This window comes from Paenibacillus taihuensis (assembly GCF_003386535.1).
GTDB classification, from domain to species: domain Bacteria; phylum Bacillota; class Bacilli; order Paenibacillales; family Paenibacillaceae; genus Paenibacillus_Z; species Paenibacillus_Z taihuensis.
Map to the genome: position 1 here is coordinate 1 of NZ_QTTN01000009.1, position 23,840 is coordinate 23,840.

The 23,840-nt window shown below is 55.2% G+C and carries 16 protein-coding genes; 1 reads left to right on the forward strand and 15 read right to left on the reverse strand.

What is annotated here, in order from left to right; translation table 11 throughout:
• Positions 1-357: 357 nt before the first annotated feature.
• The 8 genes from A8990_RS09615 to A8990_RS09650 form a co-directional block, all read right to left on the reverse strand.
• Positions 358-1,803, reverse strand: a complete 1,446-nt coding sequence (locus A8990_RS09615) for a polysaccharide-degrading enzyme (protein ID WP_116188815.1) — start codon at positions 1,801-1,803, stop codon at positions 358-360.
• Between the two features lie 194 nt (positions 1,804-1,997).
• Positions 1,998-4,037 carry a family 20 glycosylhydrolase gene (locus A8990_RS09620; protein WP_116188816.1) on the reverse strand — a complete coding sequence of 680 codons (2,040 nt, stop codon included), beginning with the start codon at positions 4,035-4,037 and terminating at the stop codon, positions 1,998-2,000.
• Between the two features lie 30 nt (positions 4,038-4,067).
• Positions 4,068-7,910 (reverse strand): alpha-amylase family protein, encoded by a 3,843-nt coding sequence (locus A8990_RS09625; protein WP_116188817.1) that lies wholly within the window; start codon positions 7,908-7,910, stop codon positions 4,068-4,070.
• 17 nt (positions 7,911-7,927) lie between these two features.
• The gene (locus A8990_RS09630; protein ID WP_116188818.1) at positions 7,928-8,767 is read right to left on the reverse strand and encodes a PIG-L deacetylase family protein; all 840 of its coding nucleotides are present in this window, start codon (positions 8,765-8,767) and stop codon (positions 7,928-7,930) included.
• Positions 8,764-9,087, reverse strand: a complete 324-nt coding sequence (locus A8990_RS09635) for a hypothetical protein (protein ID WP_116188819.1) — start codon at positions 9,085-9,087, stop codon at positions 8,764-8,766. The genes A8990_RS09630 and A8990_RS09635 overlap by 4 nt, the downstream gene beginning before the upstream one ends.
• Entirely contained in the window at positions 9,077-10,213 is a 1,137-nt protein-coding gene (locus A8990_RS09640) for a carbohydrate kinase family protein (RefSeq protein ID WP_116188820.1), read from the reverse strand. Before A8990_RS09640 ends, A8990_RS09635 begins: the two co-directional genes overlap by 11 nt.
• Entirely contained in the window at positions 10,210-11,109 is a 900-nt protein-coding gene (locus A8990_RS09645; RefSeq protein ID WP_116188821.1) for a 6-phosphogluconolactonase, read from the reverse strand. Before A8990_RS09645 ends, A8990_RS09640 begins: the two co-directional genes overlap by 4 nt.
• Positions 11,110-11,728: 619 nt before the next feature.
• Positions 11,729-13,318, reverse strand: a complete 1,590-nt coding sequence (locus A8990_RS09650) for an extracellular solute-binding protein (RefSeq protein WP_116188822.1) — start codon at positions 13,316-13,318, stop codon at positions 11,729-11,731.
• Positions 13,319-13,502: 184 nt separating this feature from the next.
• Between A8990_RS09650 and A8990_RS09655 the strand changes: the two genes are divergently transcribed.
• Complete coding sequence (locus A8990_RS09655; RefSeq protein ID WP_181909489.1) at positions 13,503-15,764, forward strand: helix-turn-helix domain-containing protein; 2,262 nt, start codon at positions 13,503-13,505, stop codon at positions 15,762-15,764.
• 77 nt (positions 15,765-15,841) lie between these two features.
• Here A8990_RS09655 and A8990_RS09660 read toward each other — a convergent pair whose 3' ends face one another.
• From A8990_RS09660 to A8990_RS09695, 7 genes are all read right to left on the reverse strand, one after another.
• The gene (locus tag A8990_RS09660; protein ID WP_245995941.1) at positions 15,842-16,849 is read right to left on the reverse strand and encodes a Gfo/Idh/MocA family oxidoreductase; all 1,008 of its coding nucleotides are present in this window, start codon (positions 16,847-16,849) and stop codon (positions 15,842-15,844) included.
• Entirely contained in the window at positions 16,837-18,282 is a 1,446-nt protein-coding gene (locus A8990_RS09665) for a hypothetical protein (protein WP_116188825.1), read from the reverse strand. The genes A8990_RS09660 and A8990_RS09665 overlap by 13 nt, the downstream gene beginning before the upstream one ends.
• Positions 18,283-18,759: 477 nt before the next feature.
• Positions 18,760-19,554, reverse strand: coding sequence for a sugar phosphate isomerase/epimerase family protein (locus A8990_RS09675; protein WP_181909490.1), 795 nt, complete (start codon positions 19,552-19,554; stop codon positions 18,760-18,762).
• A 30-nt stretch (positions 19,555-19,584) separates the two neighbouring features.
• Positions 19,585-20,433, reverse strand: coding sequence for an AraC family transcriptional regulator (locus tag A8990_RS09680; protein ID WP_181909491.1), 849 nt, complete (start codon positions 20,431-20,433; stop codon positions 19,585-19,587).
• A gap of 38 nt (positions 20,434-20,471) precedes the next feature.
• Entirely contained in the window at positions 20,472-21,524 is a 1,053-nt protein-coding gene (locus tag A8990_RS09685; RefSeq protein ID WP_116188829.1) for a zinc-dependent alcohol dehydrogenase, read from the reverse strand.
• Between the two features lie 233 nt (positions 21,525-21,757).
• The gene (locus A8990_RS09690) at positions 21,758-23,008 is read right to left on the reverse strand and encodes a Gfo/Idh/MocA family protein (RefSeq protein WP_116188830.1); all 1,251 of its coding nucleotides are present in this window, start codon (positions 23,006-23,008) and stop codon (positions 21,758-21,760) included.
• 91 nt (positions 23,009-23,099) lie between these two features.
• On the reverse strand, positions 23,100-23,825 hold the full coding sequence (locus A8990_RS09695; protein ID WP_245995928.1) for a DeoR/GlpR family DNA-binding transcription regulator: 726 nt from the start codon (positions 23,823-23,825) through the stop codon (positions 23,100-23,102).
• Between the last annotated feature and the right edge of the window lie 15 nt (positions 23,826-23,840).

Sequence of the window (23,840 nt, forward strand, 5' to 3'; positions counted from 1 at the left end):
GTTTCCGCCCATTGAGATCAGGAGCTGCATAACCGTTTCAAAGGGTAACTTTTTCTTTCGCGTAAAGTCTTTTTCGGGGTTTTTGACATACAGTGCTGGTGCGGCTGACATTTCTTGAATAAGGGATGTCAGCTTTTGTTTTAGTGAATTCGCGTACGTATTCATGGGCGAAACCTCCTCGTTTTTTCAAGGGGCTTCGCCACACATTTTCAACTGCTTGTCAAGTTCTTTTACTCTTTTTCACGCAAAAAAGGAGCAGGCTATCTTTCGATAACCTGCTCCTTTGCATAGATATTTGGTTCAACACCTTAACTTAATGACATTGGAACCGAAGGATCGGCTCTTCCCGCTATCCTGCTAATTCTCGAATGCGCCGATATCGATCGTGCTGTGTACCGCGCGTGCAATCGATGATTGATCCTTCACATATTCCATGTTGACTGGATAGGAGCTTGCGCCAGTTGACAGCGAGGTGCCTGCGTTAATAAGCGCAGAGCCAGTCGCCGGACGCAAGTCGAGCATAGAGAAGTTAGTGAAGCCTGGGGAGGTGCCGGTAATCGTGCCGGAGTGGGTCACCGTACCGCCGGAGCCGCTCGCGTTGTTCACATAGCCTGTGTTAATCCAGTTGTTGTACAGATTGGCCGTGCCCGTCTGGTCGATAATATTGAGGGTAGAACCGGATACGCTCTTATAAAACACATTGTTCCGCACATCCGCTGTTTCCGAGCTGGTCGATAGGCGCAGCAAGGTCGCCGAAGTCGCACGATTCGAGATGAAGGTGTTGTTGTATAAGTAGAGGGTTCCTTTGCGGTATAGGGAGGTCGTACCGTTGTCGCCGCCGTAGTGGACGAATTGCGGGTTGCGGGTATCGTTCGGCTTAATGAGAACGTTGCCGTAAACATAGGTTTTGTGATAATTCGCATCGCCGCTAATCACGGTTGTGTCGTCGCCTTCGACGAGATCGAGCTGGCGATTGCCGCCTTCAATCCAGTTGTACCGGATGACAGTGCCGGAGGAGCGGTCCTTCAGATTGTTGCCCGTGCAGCCGCTGCATAGGTCGCCGAGCCGGTTGTACTGGAAGGTTATACCGACCGCAGCTGTATAAATGTTATGCTCATACACGCTGCCGCTGTTCCCATTGCCGTAAATATAGTTGCCTTCGACGAGAATGTTACGGGATACGCCCGCATCCGTGCTTGCAACGAACAAGCCATTGCCGCCATCGGTGATGACATTGTTGCGGAACGTCAAATTCTCGCCGTACTCGACGAAGATCGGAGAAGCCGCCTTCAGATAGCTAACCGTCGTGCCCGCATTATTCTTGTAAGTGTAGCTCTGCTTGGCGCCGCGAATTTCCAAGTTCTCGATCGTGATGTACTTCGGCAAATTGCCGGTAGACGGATCGGACGCGCTGCCCGAGAAGCGTGCCCCGCCAATCTTGATGACGGAACGGTTGTCGTTCCAGAAATCAAGCGCGGCGCGGGTCGTTGCGCCATTGCCGTCAATGACAGGCCGCTGCCCGCTCGCGTTCGGCACGCCCGTTACCGTAATCGGCGCAGCCGCCGTTCCCATGCGGGAGATGACGATCTTCTCCTTGTATGGCGTAGAGCGCCAATAAATCTTCACCTGGTCGCCTGCGTTCAGCGATTCCCAAGGCACGTCGCCGATGTTGGCATACGTCTTGCCAGGCCCAACCTCATAGAGCGTTGCTGCGTACGCCTTGCCCGCGCCAGGCGTAAATCCAATCAACCCCAGTACAAGCAGCATTGCCATGAACACATAAACCGTTTGTCTTCTTCTCATCTTCATCCTCCTTAGTTGGAACTTCACCATCATCCGCGTTGCGCATAGCATGATGCAAGCCTACTAACGAACATTTACCACCTCCGTCCGCACTGAAGAATGACCCCAATATAGTGAAAAACCGACGAGAAACCAATCGTCGGTTTTTTATGTCCCTCACCATTTTCATGTTTTCTAACAAACAGACCAACTGACTAATTCGATGCCAAATTCGCCTCGCCCATAATGCGGATCTGCTCCTTCGGTTCCTCGTTCGAAGCCCCCTCGCGATCAGGGACGAACTTCATTTCCTTCACCGTGATGTTCCCTCCAACCGGACTGTCGACGAGCAGTCTGACCGCCGTTACCGTCCGGTCCGAATGCGGGTTCTCAATCAGCCATTTATAGTATGTTTCGTCCCCAATCTGAATCGGCAAAGACGTGAAAGCCGCTTCCATCAGGATGGCATCGACGTCATACTGCGCTGCGGTATGAATCGTTCCTCGAGACAGCTTCCGGTTCCAGAATCGATCCTTGTTCGAGATGTTGAAACCGTACGTGACCGGTACGCTCGCCTTCGATCCGTCCTCGTATTCCAGCACGTATTCGCCAATCCGGTACTCCCGGTTATCCAAGTAGATGCCGTCGATGAACTGGTGGTATTCGCGAAGATGATCGGTCGTGTGCACGACTTCGATATAGGCGGTTCCCTCGGCAGCACCATCGGCCACAGCAGCTCCGGCTTGGCGCAGCGCTTCTCTGTAGCGATATCGGTACAGCTCCTTGAAAGCAAGGCTCGCCGTCTCTTCATGCATCGTGTCATCATAGTTATCCCGCCAGAACAGATAAGCGGCGTAAGCCATCGAGAACAGCACGCCGTTGCGCTGCAGGTTCGCTTCCTTGAGCGCGCTCCAGTTCGAGATGATGCCGCCGAGCGGCTTCTGCCGAAGCCTTGTACTCCAATCGACGAAGGATGGCCCATCGAAATTGCCGTAGACTACAGGCATGCCCCGGTCAAAATATTGCTGTTCGAAATGCCGCTCAATGCCCCAGTACCAGTGCATCATCAGCATATCTCGCGGCACCAGGTCAATCGCTTTGAACGTAGCCGGGATCGTCTCGCCAAAATCGGCTCCCGTATAGTAATCGACCATACGCCGCTCCGCTCCGCCGTATGTTTTGCCATCGGACGTAATCGCGTTCAGCAGCTTCTCGCTCCACAGCATCGTTTGCGCGCCGCGTTCTTGCAAATACGCATAGATGCGGTTAATATCGTCGGCATACAGCTGCTCCGCCGGTTTGCCTTTGCACTTGTCGCACAGTCCTATGGAGTACAGTTCGTCATGACCGATATGAACCGTTCGCGGCTGGAACACATCCAGCACCTCGTCCAGCACATCGAACAGCAGCTCGTAGGAACGCTCGTCGGACGGACAATACGTATCCGGGTACGGATCGTTATGACGCTCTTTGATCTCCGGATGGTTAATGAGCAAGTAATCGCAATGGCTTAGGCTCGGCACCTCCGGGATGACGTCGAGATACCGCTCCTTGCAGTAATCGACCAGCTCACGAACCTGCTGCTGCGACAGATAGCGGCCGCCGCCGTTCTCGGCATGGATGGAATTTTTGTACCAGTTGAAGGTCTGCTCTTGGATGACAATCGTCTTCCCGCTGTACTCGTACATTTCCTCGCAATAGCGCACCCAGCCTTCGTTAATTTCCGGATGCTTCTTATATTCCATCGCCCCGCCGACTTCGATGACGATCGTGTTGTATTTGAAATAGACGAGCATATCGACGAAACGCTTGAAGTAAGGAATGTCTTCCTCCGTCGGCAGGTACACCTTCAACCCTCTGACCGAGCAGACCGGCTCATTGTAGAGCAAGCCTGATGGCAAGTAGCCTAGCCTGCGATCTACCTGCTTCGCCAATGTCTCTGCCCCGTACATGAAGCCTCGCTCATGCGCAGCGTAGATGGTGATCGCGTCGCCATCTGCATAAATGACATAGCTTTCCTCATGCTCGGCATACTCGCATCCCAGCTGCTCGCGGATCGCATGGCGGACCGCCACCGGCACGCCAATCTGGAACGCAACTTCTCGGTACGCCGATTCGCCTTCAGGGATAAGTGTTACTGCAGCTTCTGCTACAATGTCTCTGATGAAAGAAATGTCGCAAGCAATCGCCGTATTCTTCGTTAGCCAGCTTCCCGTGTGCAGCCAAGATGCATGCGCCGTCAAAAAATCGTCCATTTTCGCGTTCCTCCCGTTTCCGAGTTCCAATTAAACGATAGTCACTTCCAGCCGTGCAGAGACGCCAGTCGCGGTATCTTTGGCTGTAATCGTCCACGTCCCTGTCCGTTCATTGCATGGAATAACGAGTTCGTGTAAAAACGCCGAGCCGCCAATCAGAGCAATATTCTCATCATACAGCCATTGCCGCTTTCCATCCGGGTCGGTCAGTTGGAAGCAGATGACGCTTGTAAAATGGTGCTGCTGTGCCTCGTCCTCTAGGAGCAGTGCGATGCTGACAGCTGCCGCCTCGCCGCGCTTCCATTGCAGGCTCGGGGAAGACAGGCCGATGCCCCCGACGCGGCATGGCATCAGCGCGAACAGCTTCGTATCCCCTTCAGCAAGCGCGAAATCCGCCGTATCGGTCAAACCCAGATAGCGCTGCTCGCGGATATCGTACACATGCGCCTGCTTAGCGAATGCGAATCGCAGCTGCTCCGCCTCACCTTGCTGCTTCTTGCCCGCGCCGACGGCAAGACCGTCATGTCCGAGCTCCCGCTTGCCGGACATGCCTCTTATCGTCGCAACGTAAGCTGCGCTGCCGTTACGGTAATAGATGCTCTCGTAGCCCGCGTGAACCGGCGCGCCACTGTCAGGCTCAAGCAGCGAGGCCGGCTTCCCGGCAGCCGACAGGCCAATGAGCTCCCGCAGCAGCGCGCGCATGGAAGCGCCGTCCGGACCTCGATCCCGACGTTCCGCATAGTCGGCCATCGCCATGTTCAGATACACCGCTATGCCTGCGCCAACCGTGTTCACGTGGGCGGCGCTGACCTTGCGCATGAAGTCGTCGCGATAAGCCGGATGCCCGATGGCCGAACGAATGCCGAACTCGGCAAACCGAACGCCATGCATGCCTTCATCCAGCTTGAAGTACGGGAACTCCGCATTCGGCACGAACTCTTCGTTGATATAGAACGGCTCTGCTTCCATCGATAACCTATCGATGCCGAAGAGCGGATCGAGCTGCCCCCGTGCAAGCTTCTCGCAGTGCCGATCCATCAAACCGGTCTGGAAGTCGCCAATGACGACGCCGCCATCGTGGACGAATCTCGTGATTGCTTCCGTTTCTTCCGCGCTAAGCGCGATGGAGTATGGAAGCACAAGCAGCTTGAACCCCCGCTCTTGCAGCTCCCCTGCTTCGATCTGCTGCGACGCGAGAAAGACGTACTGATAACCGCAATCCTCCAGCAGATGAATCCAGCCCCGGCGGTTCTTCTCGAAGCGCGTCTTGTCTCCCGCGATATTCGTTCCTCTAACCGATGCCATCGAATAATGGACAGCTATGCCGCAGTGATCGCGCTCCGAGGCGTGAAGCAGCAGCTTGCCGATGCCCTCTTCGCGGATTTCCTTGAACGGCACGCTGAAATCCAAGGCGCTCGTACTAAATGTATAGTCGGGATTGATAAGGCTGTATTCCCAGAACAGATTACATAGCGTAAGCCCGTGATAAAGCGCATGCCACACACTGTGGCGTGCAGTTACGCCATCGACGCCGTAGCCGAACCAGCCGCCGATAATCGTTCCCGGTCTAGCAAAAGAACGATGGAACTCATACTGGTTGCCGACTCCGTACGCTTCGAAGTAGCCAACATGCTGATGAAGCCGGTAGTAATCGTAGCCGGAATAAGCAGTAGATGCCTGGCAGCCCGACATCCGAATGACGCCGCCCTCGTCAACGCTTCGCACGATAGAAGCAATCCGGCGGTACGATTCGACGAAGGTATGCTCCATGAATCGACGATGATCCGCCCACGGCGCATAGCGCGCTGTTCCCCGGGCTTCCTCCCGCGTGTATGGAATCGCCTCCTCCCATTCAGCGAAGGAGCTGCCCCATGACTGGTTCAGCGCCGCAATGCTGCCGCCATACTCCAGCTTCAGCCATCCCTGCATTTCCCGCATGCAGTATGGGCAGAAGCATAGATCGAGCTCGTCAGTGTAGCAGGTCAGCGAGCCCTCGTCGTTCGCGAAATAAGCGATCGGGCCAAAATGCTTAAACATCGACACTTTGCTCGTTATCTTCTGCTCCATTCCCTCCCAGAACGCAGGATCATTCAAGCAAGGGACGCGAACCAGGTATTGCTTATTCTTCGTTCGGTAGTACTTCTCCTTGCGCTCCGCATAGGGCGCACGATGATACCAGTAGATGCCGAGCCCTTCTGCGCCTGACATCGTGAGGGTCTTCGCGCTGCCGGGATAGAGCCCTGTAATGCCAAGTTCTCGGAAGAGATCGCCGACCAGCCCGAGAAAATCGCCATGTCCGCGGTTTTGCGGTGCCGTGAACACCTCGAAGTCGTCGATGCGGCGCTGCTCCGGCGTCACGACGATTGGACTTCCGCTCCAGTGCTGGATGCGCGTGCCGCCGACCCGCAAGTCAGCCTGCACCGTGACGTGCATCGATTTCAACGAAGCGCCAACCCGATAAGGCTCGGCCTTCACAAGCTTAACGCCGTCGCCGCTGAATTCATGCTCCGACTGCTGCAGCACCTGGCCGTAATCGTCGACGGCCTGCACCGTTAAGCTGCCGGGACCTCCTTGCAGCTGGAAGCTCGCTTCGATCAGATCGCCGCTTACAGCGGTTTGATGGCTGACTTCAGCTTCAGTGATGCTTGCTGCGAGCGGTGCCGAGAAGCCGTACGTGGCGAAGTCCAGCAATTCCCCAGCCGCCGCATAAGCGTTCAGCTCGACGCGGAATTCCCCGCCAGCGGCGATTCCAGGCTTCGACGCCAGTTCCAGCAAGCCGTCGCTCCCACAGACACCCGTGTCAACAACGTCGTCATAGCCGTTCTTGATCGTATAGCGAATCTCATCCGGAGCCACCGCGCCTGATGTGCGGATATGCCAAGCCGACGGCTGATGTTCTGCCTTATGCTTTGGCTGATCCGACACCAACTCAAGCTCCAGCACACAATCGGGCTCGCGCCGGGCAGTCCACACGACGCTGCGAAGCATCAGCTCATAGAACGACTCCAGAAACGCGAAGCTGCAGCTGCTCCGCACGCCTTGCCATCGGTCAATAACGGCATCGAACGTCGACTCTTTGCCGGTATAATCCTTATGCTGCGGCAGGATGTCGCGGGGAAAATAACCGAAGGCGATAACTCTGCCGCGGCCATACTCGCGTGCAGCCGCGATCGGCGCGCCATTCGCGCCGGCAATCAGCACTTCCGCTCCGTCAGCTGCTTCATAAGGATAATAAGCCAGCTCCTCGCATGGCAGCAGCTCAAGCGGCACGCCTTTTGTTACATAATGCCCCTCCGCCGGCGCTACCCATTTATCCGACCGCAGCAGGTCGAATCGAACCCTCGGATAGCCCTCGCCCGCATTGTTGTCGACGGCAAAGCCTTCCTCGAACAGATTGACGAGAGGCGACAACGCTACTAGTTCCGGCGACTTCGGTTTGTCTTCCCCATGGAACGGACGAATAAGCACAAGTCCCGCTCCGTTCTCCACTCTGCGAAGGATGGCGGCTCTCGTTGCCGCAGTGAAATGCGCCCAGCCGTTCACGCCGGGAATGACGAGCACATCGTAATGCTCCTCGCTCGCGAGCGCCTTTTCCAAGTTGTCGTACATGATATGCTGGTCGTCCACCGAGGCACGGATGTCGTAGAAGTCGCCGAAGCCCCATTTGTTGAGATCCCATGCCCGGTCGATCGTCACCGTCTCGTATAGAACGCCCGTGCGGCGGATGAACTCTACGATTTCACGTCCATATTTGACGCTCGGCACGAAGAACAGCTTGGGCTTGCTGCCGCTTCCGCCTGCCGCAGAGAGCAGCCTTTCCGGAAAAGCTTCGCCAACACTTGTGTCGTACCTGATGTCGTATTGGTAACTCATCCTCTACCACGCCTCCTTCAAATTTCGTAACGGTATAATTGATCGCACGGGAATGCTGTTCCATACTGGCTGCGCAGCGCGTTCGCCCGGTTCAAAACGCCGACGCGGTACACATCATCCACTTGGCTCACATAATGCTTGAACGCCAGCTGAACGACCGTTTCCGGGTGATGACGATAGACGCGCTTCTCGAGCGGATGACTGCCGATCCAGGCCTCCGTTCTCGCCATTTCCTCTTCCGTCGCGATGCCCCCATAAGGCTTATCCTCTTGAAAATAAATCGCAGCCGATGCCTCGCCGCCAAGCTCCCCGGCAACCTGAACCGCAGCCTCGCGAACGATAAAATGGTCGATATGCTCCTTGAACGCCAGCGGAAACACAAGCGCCGTATCCGGAAGCGTCGCCCACGCCTTCGTTCTGGCCACCATCCGCGCGAAGATCTCATGATCCTGTTCGGTGAAATCCGGATACATCCCATGCGGAAATTCCATCTCGCTGTCCGCCAGCTGCTTGCCCCTTGTGAAGCATTCGTTCTCGCCAAGCAGCTCGTAGCCATAGTTGTGCGGACCGAGCAGCTCGTCGATGCAGCTTAAATCCTCAAGCAGCCTCCGACCCGTAGCGAGCTTCACCCGATCCAGACTCGCGTCGAAGTTGCCGCATCCCGTATGTGCCAAGTAATTGCTGCGCGAGAAGACATTCACGATGCGAAACCGCTTCGTATGGAGAAGCCCTTGCTCCGCAAGCTCCTTCACATAACCGCCCAGGAAGAACAGGAAGTCGTCGTAATGCGGGGAGATCACGACGATGTTTCGCTCCGGAATGACCGCTTCAATCGGCATAGGCAGTAGGTTCGTCATTCGGACTCCTCCAACTCCAGCAGCTTATAAATTTCCGTGTACGAATCTTGGAAATACGGCAGCTGCAGCCGTGCCAGCTCCTCGTGCCTCGCATCCTGCTCGAGGAAAGCGACCGCCTGCTTCGCTGCCTCAAGTGTCTCGAACTCGCATTCCCAGACGAGCGTGTTCATCGCTTCCCTGCCGCTGTAGGGCAGGTATCTTCTGCCCTTCGGGAAAGCGTCAATCTTACGCTCCAGCTTCGCGAACTGCTGCTCCAGCTCCAGAAATTCCGCCCTGCTGGCGGCATGAAACCGCTGCACGAGCCGTAATTTATAGGCCACTTCCGCTCTCCTCCTCTACTTGTTCCTCATGCAGCAGCATGCGGTGAAATGCAGCATCAAGCCCAAGTCCGTGCTCGCTTGCGAACTGCCCGAGCAGCCCCGCGTCCGCATCCAGATGAATCGAATGCGGCGATGTAACGGCTAGCGCGGCGAGCAGCACGCCAAGCTCTACCGCACTCGACAGCGGCGTCTCGCCGAAGACAGCGTCAGCGCGCTCCTTCATGAGAGGCAGCCCGCAGCATAAGCCGCTAATGACGCCGCCGAGCAGAGCATCGCCCGCGCCTGCGGTGCTGACCGCCGCAACTCGCAATGCCGGCGTATGGACGCCGATCCCCGCTGCATAGCTGTAGCAGCCGTCCGCGCCGTCCGTCATGATGAGTCGAATGTCCGGCTGCTCGGCTCTCAATAACTCGTAGCAGCGCTCGGCGATTTCACGGCCGCCGTCCTCGCATGTCTCATCCAAGCCGGCGATGCAGCGCGCCTCTTCCCGGTTGACCGCGAGCAAGTCGGTCAGCCCGCAGCCGCCTAACCGGCGGAATGCATCCGCCTCGGAAGCCAGCGCCGAGGCGACATTAAAGCTGCCCCTTGCGCGTCCTTCCGCAAGGAGCGCTATTCGCGCTTCCAGCGGCACTTCCGGCGCCGCCAGCATAAGCTCGCCGCCGGCAGCTGGCGGCAGCCCCGCCAGAGCGCGGCCGATATCGCTCGCCGTCACCAGCCCGCTCGCGCTGTTCGACGTCGTTATATTCCCGCCGGAGAGGTCGGGATATTGGAAGCAGACGCTGAATAAGGTTCGCGCGTCCTCGACCATGTCCACGTAAGCAGCCGACATGCCGGTATCCTCCAGCTGCGCGAGCAGCGCATAGCCTTCAGCGTCTTTCCCTAGCTTGCCGATGGGATAGAGATCAATGCCGTCTCCGAGCAGCACCGCCGGATAGTGGCAAATAATATGCAGCTTGCAGTAATCCCAGTTGCCTGTCAGCTCGCCGAGCCGACTCTCATTTCTGCCGAGCGTATGCGCATCTGCAAGCTGGAATAGAATGCCGGAGCCGATTCCCCCGGTTCCGATTACCCTCGTAAACCGAAATCCATCCCCGCCGCTCGCCGACCTAAGCACCTTCACCCTCATACGTTCACCTCGTTAAACGCCCACTCCGGATGCTCGGAGATCGGATGCGTCGCCGTCTCCAGCGTTGCGGTGATGAGGGCGTCGGGATGCGATTGCAGCAGCGTCATCGGATACTCCGCCGTCTCCTCCGCGAATAGCACGACCCGAAGCGCCGTCTGCTTCCAAGCACCGGTATCGCTGTATATCCGCACCTTTCGTGCCGACAAGCATTCCTTCATCCCAAGCGTAATGGACATCGGCGGCACGAACTGGTACGCGCCTCCGTATGTTCGCTGCGCAAGCGCGATGATCGTATCGGGATTGTTGTCCTGCACACGAATCTCAGAGCTCCGCAGCTGTTCTACCGTAATCGCGCTGTACGGATGTCTGCGCGCCTGATTATAGGCGAGATGGCCGTCTTGTCCCCAGCCGCCGAGCGTCAGATCGATTTCGGCTTCGGCAATCTTTGCCTTGATCAGCTCAATCGAGGATGGCACCGGAAAATACCGCTGCTCCGCAGAAACCGCAAGCTCGGGATCAACGCCGCCATAGAAATGCGTTTCCATAAATGATCTGAAATTGTACGGATCATCGGGATGCAGCGGTCTGCCCTGCCAATCCAGACATTCGTCCATATGAAACACGGTCACGCGGGCTAGCGAGATCCGCTCCTCATTCACGATACGAACGAACGGCTCATACCAAGCCTTCGGCCCGCAAGGCACGATGGCACGAAACGGCCGCTCCTCTCCATTTGCACGCTTTATATCATCTGCGAACTCTCTTGCCATGAGCAGCCCCATCGCAGCGGAGTCGCTCACTATCCGCAGCGGGATCTTCCGAAGCGGATGCCCGCTCAGCTCAGATGCCGGCAGCTTGCACCATGCGTACAATTGTTTGGCTTCTATGTGGCTCATCGACTTGTGTCCTCCTCCAGTGATGGACGGCATAACAGGCTGACCGCCTCCATCTTAGCTTAGAAGAACAGGCCCGGGATGAACATCGGCTGTTCTTTGACTTCCTGGGCGATATGTTACATCAGGTGAAAAATGATGAAGGTGTTAGAAAATCGACCAGTTGAGCAGGATAACCTGACTAGACTAGTTTTTCAAGTGCGATCTCGGTCAGCCACCATCTTGCTGGGCATCGCTCTCGCAAACTGCCAAGAAGAGGAGCTGTGTTGGATTAATCCAACATAGAAAGCGATCTTGTCGGAAATAGACGAGCTATATTGGAAAAATCCATTCATTTCAGCTCGATTTCATCGAAATGGGCCTTTCCGCCCGAAAATGAGTGGAGAAATCCAACATAGCGCCAAATACAGCTTAATATCTGGATCTTTGAGTGGAAAAATCCAACATAGCTCCGTCCCACCTGCTGAGAATCATACGAGTGGACAAAACGGCCGCAATTCGGGCACCATCTTGCTAGGGTTACTTGGGCAGCTTCTCGAGAATCACGCGATTGCTATCAAAAAAGTCCGAGGCGCTTAGCACCTCGGACACGAACTCGATCTAGTTGCGATTCTCTCTCATTCTATTCCCAACCCGGCTCGATGCCCTTCTTCTTCAGCAGCTTATTGACCTCGTCAATAATCGCCTGTCCGCCGTTTTGCAAATACTCTTCGGCAGCGGCATCCCAGTTCGCCATGGGCTCTTCGCCAATAATCATCCGCGTCACATGATCGGTGAAAGCTTTCTCCAGCTCTGACTCCTTCTCATTGCGCAGCGGTGAATCGATATAATCCACCGGGTTTTTGTACATTTTCACATGCTCCAGCGTCTCTACCGCATCCGTCACAAATTGCTTCGCCAGCGGATCGGTAACCGCGTTCTGCGGCTGCAGCACTTCCTCGCTTGGCGCCCAATAGCGGCTGATTAAGTAGTTCTTGGGACGCAGGCTTTGCGCGTCTATCTTCTCGACCGGCTTGCCTTCCTTCATCTCGTAGCCTACGCCTACGCCGCCGTATTGCCAATCGAAGTCCGGATTTCCCGGCACCCGCTTCTCCCACGGAATCCAGGTGCTCATATAATCCAGCATGCCGAGGATCGTATCCGCCTTCTTCGGGTCATGCACTAATTTCGCATTCAGCGTTATCAGCTGGTAGATTCCATTGCCGGAGGAGATATAACCGCTCTGACCGTCATCCTGCACGAAAGGAGGAATGATGGCTAGAACAGCGGAAGGCTGCAGCTGTCTTAGTCCGGCGAAACGTTTCTCATTGAAATCGTATGGCTGCTCGAAGTACATCCCGATTTGTCCGGTGAAGAAGGCATCGCGAACGTCGCTCATTTTCGAGACCGGCCAATCCTTCGCAATCGCCCCAGCCTTGTACAGCTCCGCAAGGAACTGCACATGCTCTTTATTGCTGCTGGTGATCGTGCCCGGAATGAGCTGCCCCGCACTGTTGCGATAGTACCATGCTGAGGAGTCGTAGCCTACGCTCATTGCCGCGCCGTACAGGATGCCCGTCCCCACCGATGACATGCCAAGCCCAAGCGTGTCGTTCTTCCCGTTCCGGTCGGGATCGTCGTTCGTGAAGGCAATAAGCACATCCTTGAGCTCTTTATAGTTCGTCGGCATCTTCAGTCCGAGATTATCGAGCCAATCCTTGTGGATCACCGGCCGCTTGCCGTATTTCTTCGTGAACCAGCGCGGAATCGCATAGATGCTGCCATCGACGGAGACGGAGCTCCAAGCGCTTTGCGGAATTTGGGACAGTGTCGGATAACGCGCGATAAGATCGTTCAGCCTCAGAAAAGCACCCTGCCGCGCCCATTTCACGAAACGGCTGTCCGGAAACTCGAAGCCGATCATGTCCGGCAGCTCGCCGCTAGCCATCGTCACCGTCAGCTTGTCCGGATATTCTTGCATATAATAAAATTGCGGCTTGAAGTCGATGCCGAATTTAGCATCAATCGCTTGTACGGCGGCACCGTCCGGTGCAGGAATCTGGGAATCCCACGTACCGTCTATGTAACTGATCCGCGGCACTGCATCCGAAGCATAAAGGGGAGCAGGGGCATTCCCCTCATCGGGCACATTAGACATCGCATTATCGCCGCTGCAGCCTGCAATGGCGGCGAGCATGAAAGCGGCAAGCAAGCACGAAACCCCTCTTATCATGGCGCGATCTCCTTTCACAGCTGCTGGCGTTTGCTTCTAATTATCGTATAGACCGTCCTCCAAAACTAGCAGCAATTGTGAAAATATCCTTTTCATATCTAAATTTCTTCTATCTTGCCAATTCGGATGCTTAGGTGCTACGATGGTTTCATCTCATGTATTCCACATGAAACGGAGGAAAACAATGGGAAAAACCGAGCGTCTCAGGCGAGCGTCCAATTCCTTGTTTCTGCAGCTGCTGCTCAGCTTTCTAGCTATACTCGTTCCACTCATCTCATTCTTTTTCTTCTCCTTCACCCTTCTCAACAACCATGCCACTGATGAAGTGATCAAATACAACACCTTAAGCATGAACAAAACGATCGACAAATACGAGAACCACTTTAACCACATCCGTAATATTGGACTTGATCTGCTGCTCGATGAGAAGCTGGAGACGCTGAACCGTCCCACCGTCGATTATTTGAATGCCCGTGCGCTCATGCGAACGATTAACGGCTATCTTAGCCATAAAGAGATCGCGGTACAGAACATTCTGATCTATCTGAAGAAGAGCAACTTCGTTATTTCCGGCGATCGCGGCGTCCGAGCGGACGAGCTGTTCTCGAAGTACTATAAGAGTGATTCGTATCCGCCGAGCTTCTGGACGAAGCAGTTCACGGGCAGCGGCAGCCTCAGCATCCTGCCTGCCTCCGACTTCAAGGAGAAGGCCGGCAGCGTCATGTCTGCCAAAGGTCGGTTTATACCCGTTGTCGTACGCAATAACTTCTTCCCGGATTATCAAGTGATCGTTATGCTCGATGAGAATCTCATGCTGCAGGAGTTCCATGATTCGCCAGACGAGCCGTTCCTCATGTTCGCTGCAAGCGGCTTGCAGCTCGCGGCAGATAACGTCAGCGACAAAGAGCTTCAATCCGTGCCGCGAACAACTTCAACGAGCCATACTAGCTTCGTGAAGAAAGACGGCATCTACTACTTCCACAAGACCGGTTCTATTACCGGCATTCGCTATATGAGGATCGTTCCGGACAATCTCATCTCGGCGCAGATTAGCCAGGTGAATACGATTCTGCTTACACTGCTCATTCTGTTCGCGGCGGTCAGCGTCTGTGCTGCTTGGTTCTTCACGAAACGGTTCCATAATCCGGTTAAAAGCATCATGCGATCCATCCAGCAGCTGAATGCCCCGTCCCCTCGATCGGAGAGCAGCATCCATGAGTTCAAATACATCCACGACCAAGTCCGCCAGCTTGTGGAGACAAGCAATACCACTCACCATGCCGATGCCCGCAAAAACTCGCTGCTGCGCTATTATGCTTTTCTGAATAAAATCAAGAACATTAACGTCAAGGATCAGGAATACTACGATTTCAACGTGCAGGAGCCGTACCGACTGCTGCTGTTCCAGCTTCAATTCACGCCGCGCTTCTCCCGTGAAATTGATGCCGACGAGGGCAAGGCTTCCCTCTTCGTGCGAGAATATTTGGACACTCATCTGAAAGAGCATGTGGAGACGCAGACGATACAGCTTGAGCAAGACCTTATTCTGTCGCTCGTTATCGGCGGTCAGGTGCAGGAGGAACCGCCAGCTTTTCTTACCAGCTTGAAAGCCGTCTTCGATCTGGATCAACGCTATTGGTCTATGACGATTGGCGTCGGCAATTTGTATCGGAGCTCCGCTGACTTAACTCGTGCCTATGAGCAGGTGCAGTCGATTATGGAATACCGCAAGCTCGGAGGCGCTGCACAGATCCTGACTTCAGCAGACGCACCGCCGGACTACCAGGCGGTCATGAGCGGGCTTCAAGAACAGGAGCTGCAAGCGAATCTATCGGCGGGTAACGAGGATGCAGTCCTTCGGCTCATAGCCAAGGTGCTCGGTGTGATGGACAAGAAGGGCGCGACTGCGAATCAATTCTATGATTTTGCTGAGAGTATCGTTCAATTGTCGGCGAAGACCGCTTCTTCCATGCAGCTGGACTTGCTGGGATATAAGGGGTATCTCACTTCGCTTGGCAAGCTCAGATGCAGCTGTACGATGCAGGAGCTGCAATCGTACTTAACCTCGCTGCTAACCTATGTTATTGGTCGCATTCACGAGAAGAAGGCAGAGAAGGACAACATTATTACATTCGTGAAGAGCTATACGGAGCAGCATTATCAACATGACATCACGCTTGATATTCTCTCCGACAAGCTCGGTATCTCGGCGAGCTACTTATCGACGTATTTTAAGACGAAGACGGGCATGAACTTCATCGACTACATTAACAACTACCGGATTGAGCTGGCCAAGTCGCTTCTGAAGGCCGATGACATGCGCATTCAGGACGTCGCCTTGCAGGTCGGCTACCAGAATATAAATTCGTTCAACCGGATGTTTAAGAAGATCAGCGGCGTCACGCCGAGCGAATTCCGCAAGCAGCAATATCTTATTGAAGGCTGAGAAGAGCCGCGAGTCCCTGACCCAGTCGGTGGATTAAGCGGCTCTTCTCGCGTTTTGGCTGCGTGGTTAGTTGGCTTTTATGCGTAATAGGCCTCTGCCCGGCCGCGAATGGCTTCCATGATCTCGACCGATTGGATCGAAGAGCGGAGGTCCTGATCGAGCGGATCAGCACTAGTGAGAAGAGCGTTCAGGAATGAGGCATTCTCATCGTAGAAACCGAACGCACGCTGCCAATCTTCTTCTGCGGCAATTGTCTCCACGCGGCCCTGTTCCGAACAGATCAACCCCGTGAAGCTGCCCGCGTTCTCCATAAGAGGCATATACAGCTCATACGTGAACCCTTCGCCTCGCACCGTCACCAGCTCCCGCGCCATGCCCGAATGCGGATAGCAATTCAGCTGCACACGGATGCCATTCCGGAACGTGCCTTCCGCTGCAATATTCACGAGCCCGCCGGCTATTCCGGAGAGGTCGTCGTAGCGGAAGCGCAGACTCTCGTAATCAGCGCCTGCAATCCATTTCGCCGCGTCAATCGCGTGTATTGCCGTCGTGGAGAAGTCTGGGTCCGTTCGCCTCACGCGAATCATGTCATACGTCATGCTGTAGATATGTTTGCCCTGCTTCTCCTGTTCTTGCAGCTTAGCGATCAGCGCGCGTACGAGCGGAACATGCCGTCGATTGAACGCTACACGATGCTTGATGTCCTTCTCCTTCGCATACTCGGCGAGCTGAATGACCTCCGCCGTGTTCACCCCCGGCGGCTTCTCCAGCAGCAGGGCGATGCCCGCGTCCATCACCTTCATGGAAACCGACGCCGTCAGATGCTCGGGGACGAGAACCCAGACCGCATCGAGCTGCTCTTCCCCAAGCATCGCTTCGAAGCTGGTATAGGCCCGATCAAAACCATAGTCGGCGCGGTACGACTCCGCCGATTCTGCGTTGATGTCACAGCAGGCGGCGAGCCCGAGCTCTGGATACGCCGATTTGAGCTGCTTCAAGCTAGGACCGTGCGCTGCCCGGGAATGCCAGCCGCAGCCGATGACGCCGATTCGAATTCCGCCCGCGCTCATCATCAGACGCCGCACCGCCAATCCTGATCCTCGTGCGCCTTCAGCTGAATCGTCAGCGTGCCGTCTTCATTGATCGCTTGCGCGCAAGCCCAGTTCAGCAGCTTAATGACGCCAGGTCTTACTTCCAGCTGGATGGCGAGCTGAATCGCCTCCCCCCGCCAGTGCTGCGGCAATGTCATCGACACGAGACTTACCTTGCCCGGGATTGGGCAGCCGGGAGCGAGCTTCCCGCGCAGCTTCTCGCCGTCTTGCCCGGTCGCTTCCAGCCACAGCGTGCCCGGAGCGCTGGCGGAGCCGTCGTTGATCATCGCAAACACGAGCTCATCCGTGCCGAGCCGCTTGCGCTGCCACACCCATGCCGGACGAAGCCGATAGCCTAGCTTGCGCTGCAGCGTATGAAGGCCTTCCGGGTACTGTTCGTTGTACACCGCAATCGCTTCGGCTTCTGTCCATAAACCCCAGTAGCTGCCGCTAATATCGAGCGCATGCAGCATCGAATTCGCGATCACATCGACGTTCGCGCTATCGAACGATAGCTTCTCCAGCCGGAAATGACGGTAATAGCCGTCTTCGATAATAGCCGCCGTATGCGGTGCCCGGTTCGCAATGACTTCGATCTGCTCCGGCTCATCAAGGATGATGCTGTCCGTCCTTACCCAGCAGCCTTCGCCCATCGCATATTCTCTCACCGTGCGATTGCCCGTCCGGCTAATGTCCGGCTGCGTATTCACCGCTAGCGGCGTATGCTTCCAGCGTTCGATTTGCTGCCGGGTCATCGCCATGAACGTGTGCTCGGCGATGGCGTAGTTCGGGAACGGATTCGGCAAGTCGTTCGTATGCCCCTCGCCCCAGAAGCCGTACATCATGAGATCAACGAACTCGATTAGGGGATCGCCGTCGAAGCGCGCGGCGAGCAGCTCATTCAAGTCGCCAAATGCAGCCTGAAACGCCGGATGGTCATAGCGAGGCTCGAAATAATCGAAGTCCGCGCCATCCTTGAACTGGCCAATATTGACGAGCGGCACTTGACCAAGCAGAAAGTCCGGCATCGCGAGCCGCTCCGGCTGAATATTCGGGCTCGACAGCTGGATGCGGAAAGCGACCCGCAGCCCGTGGCGCTTCGCGGCGTTCAGCGTAATGTCCCAGATCGGATGCAGGTTCAGCTCGCCTGGCTGCGACTGCACATCCCGCCAATCGCAGCGAATGTAGAGGACGTCGACGAATGGCAGCGAAGCCAGCTTCTCCACATGCTCTTCCAGCGTCTCCTCCCCTTTCCTTGCTTTCAGCGACGGACCGTTCTCTTCCCAAGCGTACGCGATTAGCCCCATGCCCGGATTGCGGACAGGCTCCTGCGAAGGCGTTGTCATATAGATCGTGTACCAGCCGTCATCTTGTTCAATTTGAAAGGGACCTTGATAGAGACGTCCCACATTGGTCTCGTTTCCCACCGCGTCATCGCTCCTTATGTGAAAGGCTGTATCGAACTTACTCCCAACATAAAAGAAGCCTACCGGAAAAGCTATGAGCGGAATTATCGCTTGTTCATCATTTTATAGATTTGCAAAAATGTTGCGGGAAAACAAAAAAGCGACCCTTTTGAAGGATCGCTGAGATTTCCGAGGAGGAGGATATCATTTCGCCAGTTGTCTCGTATCTATATTGGAAAAATCCACTCTAGAACGACCTCAAACACCTAAAATGCAGCCGATGTTGGATAAGTCCACTCACTTTTGCTCAAAAACAGCCGAATCGAATTCGCCCATTCAGCCGAAAATGAGTGGAGAAATCCATTATAGCCGAGCAAAATCGTTAAATCTGAGCAAAATGAGTGGATTTATCCATTATAGCCTTGGCGGTCAGAGCGGTTGGACGCCTACAATGCTTGCGTACTACACAAAGCTTGCGTTCTACACCATGCTTGCGAACTAAACTTGCGCGCTAACCTTCAAATAATGAAGCGCACCCGCCAAGCTCGTGCTTCTCTCTCCCGACAAACCGCACTCCAGCGATAGGAAGCCGTCATAACGCAATTCTTGTAGTTTGGCAAAAGGCTGCCGGAAGTCCGTATGTCCTGTCCCCGGCTCCTTCCTCGCGCTATCCGCAAGGTGGAAATAGCCGATGTGATTGTAGTGCTGCTCGATTGTTGCAGTGAGGTCAGCTTCCTCAATATTCATATGGAAGAAGTCAGCCATCACTTTAATGCGCGAGCTTCCCGTACGCTCGATGAGTGAGACAGCCTGCTCGACTCGATTAATCATATGATCCTCGTAGCGATTAAGCGGCTCCAGCAATAGATAGACACCGATCTGCTCGGCCTTCTCCGCGATTCTCGATAAGGAATCGAGCAAAGCTTCCTGATCGCCTGCGGCATCGCGAGACAGCGGGACGCCTCTGGAGATAATGCCGAAGGCTGCTGGTGCGATAAGGCCTTGCGCGCCGATTCGCTTGATCTGCTCCATCGATTGGGCGATGCCAGCTACCGCTTCGAGCCGCTGGTCGCGGTTAAAATCGCCAATCCAATGGCGGTAACCGCCGCATACAGCGCTGGCTGCAACGCCTGATCGCTCGGAAGCGACGATGATGTCATCTGCTGCCTCTTGCGTGAGCGGGGCTCCGTGATGCGTAATTTCTACGCCGTCATATCCCAGTTGCCCAGCCTCTTCAAAAATATCCTTGTAGCCGCTCTTGCCGATCAATCTGTCCTGCAATGCGAAGCGCACTGGCATGACTCCTTTTCGTCATAAAGTTGGTTAGGTTTCGAAGCCGATCGGTTTATTAAGCTCACGATATTGGGAAGGCGGAACGCCTACATAGGCTCTGAATAATCGGCTGAAGGTCGGGATTCCGCTGAAGCCTGCCGCAAGCGCGATTTCGCCGATCGATAAGTCGCTGGTCGTGAGCAGCGTCTTCGCCTTCAGCACTCTCATCTCGCGATGAACCTGGAGCGGAGACTTCCCGAACAATTCCTTGAAGCGGTTGCTGACATACGTCGGATGCATCTGGATTTTCTGCGCTAATTTGCTTAGAGACAGCTCCTGCTCCGGATGCTGAATAATTTCCGCCAAAATGTCCAGAAAGCTGCTCGCATGCGAATCGGGTTGGTTAACCGCATTCTCATTCATCGCCGAAACGAGGATATGGTACAGCAGCTCCAGCGATTTGGCCTTCTCCAGAATGCGGGTCGGGAGAAATCCCGGTGACGCCTTACGGGAGGTCGCGGAATTTTGAAACTGAAGAAACGCCTGCTCGAACTCCGACGTATTCTCGAGCCGGAAGACGAGCGGAAGCTGGAACAGACGGAACACATCGATTAAACCGGCGATTTGGAACGTAAAATGCCACCAGAGAAACACCGATTCCTCATTCGTATCCTTGTAATGATCATGCTCGCAATTCGGAGGAATGAGTACGACATGCCCCTTCTCGATTGGATAGATGGTATCTCCAAGCCGCAAAGTTGCCTTGCCTTCTTTATGATAAGACATCACATAACAGGGAAGGACGCGACCCAACACTTTCAGCTCTCTGCGGCTATGAATGTCAAACCCATGGATATGCAGCGATGCATGCTCGAGCAGCAGATTCAAGCTGTCACTCACGTTGTTCCCTCCCTTACAGCATGCAATGGCGATAAAATTTAGAAGCGTACGCCCAGCTTGACGCTTCGTTCCGGATGCTGATCGACGAACTCCTCGTAGCCCTCCGCGCATTCCGCGAATGGGATGACCGGATCGATAATTTCCTCGCAATTGACTCTAGTCGTCTGCAAAATCGCCCAGCACTCGTTCTCGATCCGTCTCCAGCTCCATCTCGGATGGTCAGGGTTCGGCTCGCTGCATGCGCGGGAGAACACGATCTTGGCATTGTTGAAATGCGCTTCTCGGCCGAAGTCGAGGCCGCCCTTGAACGCGCGAGCCCAGCCGACATAAGCGATCGTCCCGCCGTACGCTAAACCGCGCAGCGAAGATTGAAGCGCGCCTCCATTCGCGCTTGTTTCGATGATGACATCGACGCCGAGCTTGCCGGTTGCCTTCTTCAGCTCGAGTCCAATATCTTGCGACAGCGGATCGAACGCCGCATCCGCTCCTGCGCGAAGTGCCGCTTCCCGGCGTCTGGCAATCGGGTCGATGACCGCAACGTAGCTGGCTCCCGCCAGTCGAGCGAATTGAGCGGCAAGCGCGCCAATCGCGCCAAGCCCGAAGATCGCTACCGTATCGCCGATCCGCAAGCCGCTGTCCCGGATACCGCCAAGCGCGAACTGAGCGGGATCGAAGCACAGCGCATTTTTCCAAGGCATCGTATCCGGCATCTTGAGCAAATAGTAGTTATCGACCGCGTTCACGATATGCGTCTCCCGAATGCCTCCGTATCCGCATACAAGGTCGCCAACTTTGTAATCCGTCACGTCGCTGCCTGCTTCAACAATGATGCCAACCCACTGGTTACCCAAGTTCCATTTGCCGAATTTATCGGACTTGTTCGTATCGTCCCGCGGAATAAACGCATGCCATTCTTCGTTGTAGTAATCGTTCACATGCGGGCTTTCTCCGCGGAACTCGGCAAGCTCGGAGCCATGCTTCGGCGAAGCATACTGGATCTGAACCTTCACTTGATGCGCCTGGACGGCTTCATCCTCATATTCGAACAATGCTGCTTTTCTAGGAGAGACCGCGATTAATTTTTGCGTCATTTTCATGCTCCTTTGCATTGGATTCGTAGTAAGCGCTTACGACTTAGCCTAATTATAAGGACATCCGCAGAGCCCGTATATAGCGGTAATAAATTGATATATAACACTTTTACAGGTCATCCGATTGGTGCGTGCAACTGCAAAGTACAATGAGTACAACTCCAATAACAAAAAGACCCGCAAGACAGACATCGCGATCAAATGTCCGTCTTACAGGTCTTTGTTCAGTGGCGTTACGGCTGCTGCTTCAGCTCTTCAATATAGCTCTCGAAGCATACGGTCTGGCCGGTTAAGCGTGACTTCTCAGCGGCGAAAACAAGCAGGTGGCTGTGCGCGGATTCCATGCCCGAGCTGACGCCCGACGTTTCCGTCTCTACTTGTCGGACGAAGCTCTGCATCAGCACCGAATCGGCTCCGCTGTGCGAGCCCTCCTGCTGCTCTGGCCGAATAATCTCCGTCTTGCCGGAGAAGTGGCGGATCTCGATCTCATTCGTACCGGAATGGCCGAGCAGCTCGCCGGTCGTGCCCATGATCTTGAAGGAACGGCTCGTATCGCGCGTGAATGCCGTCATCGTAAAAGCCACCGTCACGTCGTTATCGAACAGCAGGTTCACGACTTGGTGATCGACGACATCGTTATCGCACCGGAACACGCATCTGCCGTACGGCCCGTGCTTGAGAGCATGCAGCCGCGCTTCGATCGTCGGTTCGAGCGAGACGACATTTTGCGGCCACTCGTCCTTCTCGTTCAGGTAGAGCTTGATCGCCGACACCGGACATTCATGTTCCACCTTACAGCCATCCGTACAGCGGGCGGTTGATCCTTCCGGTGCGTTCTCCTCGCGGAAATACGACAGACTACCGTAGGACGACACACTCTTGCAGCTGCCGCCGATGATCCACTTCAAGTAATCGAGATCATGGCAGCACTTCTGCAGCAGCATCGGGCTGGACAAGGTGCTGTTGCGCCAGTTGCCCCGGACAAAGCTGTGCGCTTGGTGTGCGAAGCCGACGTTCTCCGTCCACTGGATCGTCATCAGCTTGCCGACAGCGCCTTGATCGAGCAGCTGTTTCACAGTGCGGAAGTAGTTCGAGTACCGCATGCTATGGCAAATGGTGAGAATCCGGCCCCGACGCTCCGCCTCCTCCGCCATCAGCAGCGCTTCCTTCGGATTCGGCGACATTGGCTTCTCCAGCAGAATATGATAGCCGACCTCCAGCGCTTTCATCGTCGGTTCATAATGCTCCTGGTCCATGGTGCAAATGAGCAGCGCCTCGCATAGCTTGGGCTGATTCAGCAGTTCCTCCCAGCTCTCGAACTGCATCTCCGGCGCGATGCCGTACATCTTCGCGAACTTCAGCCTGCGTTCCTCGTTCGGTTCCGCTACGGCAATGAACTTGATCTCATGCGGCTTGCGCAGCGCATAGGAGCCGAGGCCGAACATCCCCCGACTGCCTGCGCCGATTACGGCGGCGTGAATCATGGCTTCATCCATCCTCCCCATGAAAAGATTAATGATTAGAGATTAATGATTAGAGATTAAAGATTAGAGATTCGAGATTCGAGACTAAAGATTAAAGGTCCGTAATAACGCCCGTTACGCCATCGTACGGAATAATCGTGAACAGCGCCGACTTGTGCAGCTTCGTCTGGTCATAGACCGCATACACCTGGCTGGACCGGGCGATGAACAGCTGGGCAATCCGCGCTTCCAGCTCGGAATGCGTCGTGAAGCCATGCTCCTTCGAGACGCCATCGACGCCGAGGAACATCTTCGTAATGTTCAGCTTCTCGATGACGCTCTCCGCCAGCGGTCCGATCAGCTCATAGCTCTTGTGCCGCATGACGCCGCCCGATACGACGACCTGAACGCCCTCCGCATCGAACAGCTCTGCCGCAATATTGACGGCGTTCGTGACGACCGTTATGTTCTGATGAGCTTTCAGCGCCTTCGCAATGAGGAACGTCGTCGTCCCGCCTGTTAAGCAGATGACATCGCCCTCTTCGACCATTGCCGCAGCGGCCGCCGCGATGCGCTCCTTGCCTTCCTTGCTGACCGAACGTTTATCGGCAAATGCAAGCTCCGCCGCATTGCTGCGACTGCCGCTGTTGCCCTCATCATAGACCGCCCCGCCAATCGTGCGGATGATGTAATTCTCTTGCTCCAGCGCTTCCAGATCACGGCGGACCGTAGCGATCGAGCTCTCAGTAATGTCCATTAGCTCGCTAACGGTTGCTTTACCGGATTGCTTAATATGCTCCAGCATTTTCGTTCTGCGCAGTTCGCCCTTTGATTGCATAATAAGTCTTGCCTC